General features: G+C 55.5%; 4 protein-coding genes. 1 reads left to right on the top strand and 3 read right to left on the bottom strand.

Going from position 1 to position 6,324, the window contains the following annotated elements; genetic code table 11:
* From ABX962_RS26845 to ABX962_RS26855, 3 genes are all read right to left on the bottom strand, one after another.
* Positions 1-377: hypothetical protein (locus ABX962_RS26845; RefSeq protein ID WP_372723999.1), on the bottom strand; the 377-nt coding region annotated here is incomplete at its 3' end.
* A 218-nt stretch (positions 378-595) separates the two neighbouring features.
* The gene (locus ABX962_RS26850; protein ID WP_372724001.1) at positions 596-1,174 is read right to left on the bottom strand and encodes a pyroglutamyl-peptidase I; all 579 of its coding nucleotides are present in this window, start codon (positions 1,172-1,174) and stop codon (positions 596-598) included.
* A gap of 96 nt (positions 1,175-1,270) precedes the next feature.
* Positions 1,271-2,311 (bottom strand): exonuclease domain-containing protein, encoded by a 1,041-nt coding sequence (locus tag ABX962_RS26855; protein WP_372724003.1) that lies wholly within the window; start codon positions 2,309-2,311, stop codon positions 1,271-1,273.
* Positions 2,312-2,656: 345 nt separating this feature from the next.
* On the opposite strand from ABX962_RS26855, the gene ABX962_RS26860 reads away from it, so the two are divergent.
* A partial coding sequence (locus ABX962_RS26860; RefSeq protein ID WP_372724005.1) for an SdrD B-like domain-containing protein occupies positions 2,657-6,324 on the top strand: 3,668 nt, incomplete at its 3' end.

Genomic DNA, 6,324 nt, shown 5'->3' on the forward strand with positions numbered 1-6,324 from the left:
AGCGTCGCACCGCCACGCACAAGTAGGGTGCCGATACCGATGGACTCGGTGAATGCAATTCGCAAATGTCGCGGGCCAGGGGCATGGTTGGTGCCAAACTCGACACCGCGCCAATCCGGGCGTTTGTCGCTTGTCCACAGAATATCGCTCGGCCCATTCTTCGCCGCTTCCACGGGAATCGCCGATTCACGTCCCTCCGACCACTGCGTGAACGCATCGCCATCGAGCTGCCCGCTATGAATCGGAGTTGAGAAAGCCGCGGGCTCCGCCGAGCAAACCTCGACTTGGCCCAGCGACAACAGACAAATCAACATTGCCTGTAGGGAGACTAACGCAATCGACCAACGGTGGAATCTCGAGACAGGAATCTCAGGCATGATGCTTTGCAATGGAGTGGGAGCCAACGGCGAGAAAGAGATCGCCATAGTTTAGCCAACTTTGAACTCACTTTGTCATCTCGAGCTAAGTTTGCGGACGAATTCAAAACGCCCCCCAACTCGCTGCCTTCCATTGGCGCACCATTGTTTCTGAACGGCCCTCGATCCTTTGTTTTGTTTGGAAATGAACGCCCGTATATTTGCCAAATTCTTGCTGCCTACTGGCCACTCATGTTTTCGATGATCATCGCGAGCGCGGCGCTGACCATCGGGGTGCTCATGCTGGGCAATCGATCCGCGTCGCGTGCGGCTTGGGCGGGCGAGAGCGGTAGATGCACAAAGACACTTTGTGTCTTCATCGCAAACGAATGCGAGTAGTATTGGCTCAAGTACAACGCGGCGTTACACAAGTAGGTCCCCGCGTGATGCGAGACTTCGCAAGGGATGCCTGCTTCGACCAGTGCGTCGCGGCAACGTGGCAAGGGGAGCGAGGATTGGTAGGCCGCCGGCGCGTCTTTCAGTAGCGGCGTTCCATCGCTGCGAACGTTCAATCCGATCGCTTCAAGTTTGATCAGCGTCGCACCGGGTGACTGGCCAATATGGATGGCAAAGTCATAGTCGTCCTGCAGATCCTTTTTCAACTGCACACTCATCAGCGTCAGATCCACAGGATAACGCCGTGTGGTTAAATCCGCTTGTCCGTCATACCACTGGGTCAATTCGATCAGTGCCAACCAACTCGAGTTTTCGGTCCATCGATCGTAGGGTTCGAATGCCGTCAGAAGTACACGGGTCACAAATTCATTCCAAGATGATAACGCTTTGGGCTGGAAACACAGTCACGCGAAAGCATAGGTCACCTGTAAAGATAGTCGGCAAAAACATCAAAATGTTTATTCCGGAGCGACGACAAACCCCAAAAAGTCATGTTCGCTGACGATTCGGATCCCCCCTCCCTCGGCCTGAACCTCGCGTGCCGCTTGTTCTTTCGTGCTGATCGTGCGGCCTGATTGGATTGTTCGTTTGTCGGTTTGGCCGACGACAAGCAGGTCGGTTTCGCGGGTCACCGAGGTTTGGCAGGTGCCGCCCAAGCGGATCGCAAGCGACTCAGCATCCTCGCGACTAAGCTGACTAAGTTGGCCGGTAAAGACGACGCGTTGACCGGCAAGCGGGCGGATGAACTCGGCTCGCACGAACAAACGCTGCAAATCCCACTGCTGTTTTAACTGAGCCTGAATCGCGGCGTTTTCGGCCGAGCGGGACTCGGTCCGCGATGGCGACGCGGCTTGCCGCTGCTTGGGGCGGCGAAAATGAGATTTGGAAGGGCCCCGTTTGCCCCAGGCTCCTGCGACACCTCGCGAAAGCTTGGTCGATTGTTCAAGTTCCTCGAGTGTCCCCGCACCTGCCTGGATGCCGGCGGCCATCAAGATCTTGGCACAGACCTGCGAATCTTCGAGCGCATCGTGGTGCCGAAATCGGATCCCCAGCCAATCAGCCAATGGCTTCAGTCCAAATCGCGGACGGCTGGGCCAAACTTGGCGAGCGATTGCGCGTGTACAGGTGTACTGAAGATCAGGCACCGCGATGCGATGCGTGTGCAGACATCCCATCAACACCCCGATATCGAAGCTGGCGTTGTGAGCGACGAGGCATTCGGGTTCGCCCGCAGGATCATTGGAACTGAGTTTTAGAAAGTCGGCGACCTCGGGCCACAGATCGCCGAACTCGGATTGATCGCGAACTTGATCAGGCGAAATCCCGTGAATTTGAATGTTAGCCGGGCTAAAGTAAAACGGCTTGGGGCGGATCAGCCAGACTTTCGAATCGACCACCACGCCATCGCGAACCACGACGCCGGCAAGTTGGCACGCGCTATCGGGTCGATGGGTCGCCGTTTCAAAATCGATGGCGGTGAAATTCGCTGCAAAGTTCATCCAAACCCCGATTCCATGACTTCAAAGACACAATGCGAAAACTGCAAAGAAAACAAAATTGCAAAAATATTGGGAACCAAATCCCCGCAGTATGATTCCAAGACGGAATCCCCGTTCTGTTCTTCTCTTGCCGAATCCTCATGATTTCAGTTGTCCCTAGCGACGGGCACATTTATTCTAAGGGGTTGTTCTCGTTTCGAGAATTCCCCTCGCCCCGTTCCCTTCGCCTGTTGTTGGCCCCGTCAACCGGCGCCCTTCGATCGGTGATGGGCCTCGCAATCACCTTGCTGGCTTGGTGATACACTCTCCTTCTATTCATTCCCTTTCTACTTAGCGTTCATTGCCATGCTTGATCCTAGAAACCGATTTGCTCGCAGGAATAAACGATCGCAGCGGCCCCAACGCCGGCGACGGATTTTAGAAAGACTGGAATCCCGGCAACTGCTGGCGGTTCTCGCGGGCGAGGTTTTTCAGGACGATAACGGTGACGGCATCCGCAATGCCGCCGAAGTCGGCGTGCCCAACGTTCGAGTCTATGTTGATGCCAACGACAACCGCCAATTTGATGCGACCGAAGTCGCGGTGCAAACCGATGCTCAGGGGCAATACCAATTCGACACTCTTGCCGCCGGGACACAGACGATTCGTGTTGACTCGGGCAACCAGCGTCAAACCAGCCCGGGTGCCTATTTTGGTACGACCTTCTCCAACACGCCACTTGGATCGACTCAGCTGTATCAGATGAGCGAAAGTGGCGAAGCGTTCCTATTAGGCGCCCCGCAATCGACCTCGATCCGAGGCTTGATCCGCACCAATGATGGCGAGTTTTACGGAGCGGGATTTCAGGGCGGTGCCGGTTTCTATCGCATTGATCCGCAAACCGGTAGCGAAACGCTGATCTCGCCTGCCGGTTCTGCCGGATCCGCAGGCCTGGCCTACGACGCGCAAACCGACACGATTTACACGCTGTCGCTTACCGCAGGATCCACCAGCGTTCGCACGCTGCATACCCTTGACCGCGTCAGCGGCATCCTGACGGAAGTTTCGACCAACGGTCTCGACTTGCCGGGCGGAGCTAGCGATTTGGCGTTCGACACTGTCAACCGTCGCGTGGTCGGTTTCGATAATGCTAATGATCGGTTTTTGGCGTTTGATCTGAACGGAACCGGTCAGCTGCTCGCCACCGCACAGCAATCCATTGACAGTTTCTCGTTGGCTTTCAACGGGACTGAGTTTGTCATGTTCGACAACGCTGATACCGCCAAGCAAGCGGTGCTGATCGTGAATCCCGACACGGGCGTGGTCACGAGTGGCTTTAATGCCTCGACCGCGCTTGGAACCGATGCACTTACCTTTTCGAAGGGAGGCAACATTGCTCATCGCGTGAATCTTACTGCGGCCGACAGCGTATCAGGGTTCGACTTTGGCCTCGCTCCGCCGCCGCCACCACCACCCGCAGGCACGATCGAAGGCCAAGTTTGGTTTGATGTTAATAAGAATGGAATCCGCGAACCCAGCGAAGACAACTTGGGTGGCATCGAGATTTACATCGACGCAAACAACAACGGCAAACCCGATCTCGGCGAACCGATCCAAACCACCGATGATGTCGGCCGCTACGCGTTTACGAACGTCCCCGTCGGCGACCATGCGATTCGCCAGGTGATTCCGCGAGGCTTTTACCAATCGTCGCCGAACGCCTACTTTGGCACTTCGTATCCTGCCAACAGCGACAAAACTCAGCTATTTGAGATGTCGCTTGACGGCACCGTCCGCCGAATCGGAACCCCGAGCTCTCGGCCGATTTACGGTTTAGTGCGAACCAATGACGGCACGTTCTACGGATCGAATTTTGTCACCGATTCGATCTATACGCTCGATCCGTTGACCGGCCAAGAACGTGTGGTCGCGACGCTGGCGAACGAGATTGCCGCAGGGCTTGCCCACGACGCATCGAGCGACACGATCTACACGGTCGCTCGCAGCTTGACGGCGCCGAACGAACAACAACTCGCTATCTTTGATCGCGTCAGCGGTCGTTTGGTACCGGTCGGCAACTCGCTTAGCGGCCTCGGAAACGTCAGCGATTTGACATTCGATTCGGTCAAGCAACGCATTGTTGGATTTGATAATACGAGCGATCGATTTTTTGAGTTTGACCTGCTCGGCAATGGTCGCCTGCTCGCACAAACCTCACGAGCGCTCGACAGTTTTTCGCTGTCGTTCAACGGCACTCAATTTGTGATGTTTGACCAAGGCAGTGTGGGGCAACGCGCCGCGGTGTTTGTCAATCCAGATACAGGGCAAGTCACTGCTGGCTTCTCGGCATCCGAGGCGGTGCCATCGGAATCGCTGTTCTATTCGCGACTTGGCGACGTCGCGCATCGCGTTACAGTTACCGATCTCGGTGCGGTCAACGCTGATTTTGCGCTCACGAATGCGATCATCGGCATCACGGTCACCGAAACCGATTTTGAGACCGTATTTTCGTCCTCGGTGCGACGAGACGAATTTCTGGTTACGCTGGACACGCGACCCCCAACGGATGTGGTCATCAACATCACCATCAATCCGCTGCAACTTTTGCCGGTCACGTCCAGCTTGGTATTCACACCGGACAATTGGCAAACTCCGCAAACGGTCGCACTGGATCTGGTTGACTCCGCACCACTCGGGGCGTCCGACATTGTGATCTCGGTCGACACCGCGGTTTCGGACCCTGCTTGGGTCAACCTGCCTGAGACAACCATCACAGCCCAGATTGAACCCGAGGTCCGGCCCGGCGAATTGGTGATCAACGAATTTTACGGCGGCACGAATCCCTACATCGAATTACGAGGTCCTAAGGGAGGCCGGATTGGCGACAACACTTACTTTGTAATTGTCCAAGAGGATTTCTTGGATGAGGGTGAAGTGGCTCAAGTTTTTGATCTCAGCAATCAACCGCTTGGTGACAATGGTTTCTTGGCGATCGTGACGTCGGGCAACAACTATGACATTGATCCTCAGTCGGCTGTACTGCGATCAAGCACCACTAATTTTTCGGGACTGCCCGGCGGGATTCACACCAGTGACTCGGTGGCGTTTTCATCGATCGGCGGTTGGACCTATATGCTGATCCAAAGCGATGTCGCTCCGACGATTGCCGATGACATCGACCTTGATAACGATGGTTTTATTGATGACGATGGTGTCGCGGGTGCGTGGAGAACATTCGACTCGATATCAATCCACAATTTTGTCGGCGGCCCCGACCTTGCTTACGGAAATATTGTGTTTGTAGACCGAGGTGTCGGAACCTCGCGGATCACCACACGACCAGGTGTTCCCATTGTGTTCAGCAGTGGTGCAGGATACGCGGGCCGAATTGGCGATTCGATTGGCAGCGACATTGACGACTGGGTTTCAGGGCCAACCCAAGGCTCATCAACCAACCTAAGCCTTGTCTCGGGCTTCTTCGGACCTCCGGCGCCGGTGCAGTTCCAAGGCTTGCCGCTGGATCACTTGGGCACCAGCAACTTTGTCGGCGGTGTTCGCGGAACCTTGTTCGAGAGCCCTCCGAAGGGCGATGGCCCCTCGCGTGATCCGGTGCCTGCAGCCGGCTTAACCGTGTTTGCCGACACCAACCAAAACGGTATCCTCGATGTATTAACCCATGTCGTTGAACCCGATGACTTGATCACGCGTGACCCGATTAGCGGCGTTGTGACCGAAAAGAATCTGCTGCACGCTGCCCCCGGTGTTTCAATCAGCGAAGTTACGTTTGGCGACATCTTTGATGACGACGTCACCTCTGAAAATCAATACAATTTCCCGATCACACTACAAAACCGCATTTTCGCTCGCGGTGGGATCGATTGGTTCACGAGCAGCAGTCGTCTTCGTTTCGATTTCTTTCGCCCGGTGTCGGCCATCGCCATTGATGCGATTGCAAACGATTCTTCCTTGAGCGTGACGTACGGTCGACTCGAAGCCTACAACGCAGCGGGACAGCTGCTTGGTTTCGTCCGCAG

It is taken from the genome of Novipirellula sp. (assembly GCF_041583735.1).
Lineage (GTDB): Bacteria > Planctomycetota > Planctomycetia > Pirellulales > Pirellulaceae > Novipirellula.

What these genes read in the sequence shown, in the direction of transcription:
- ABX962_RS26855 (WP_372724003.1), bottom strand. Translation starts at nt 2,311, where the DNA reads ATGAACTTTGCAGCGAATTTCACCGCCATCGATTTTGAAACGGCGACC.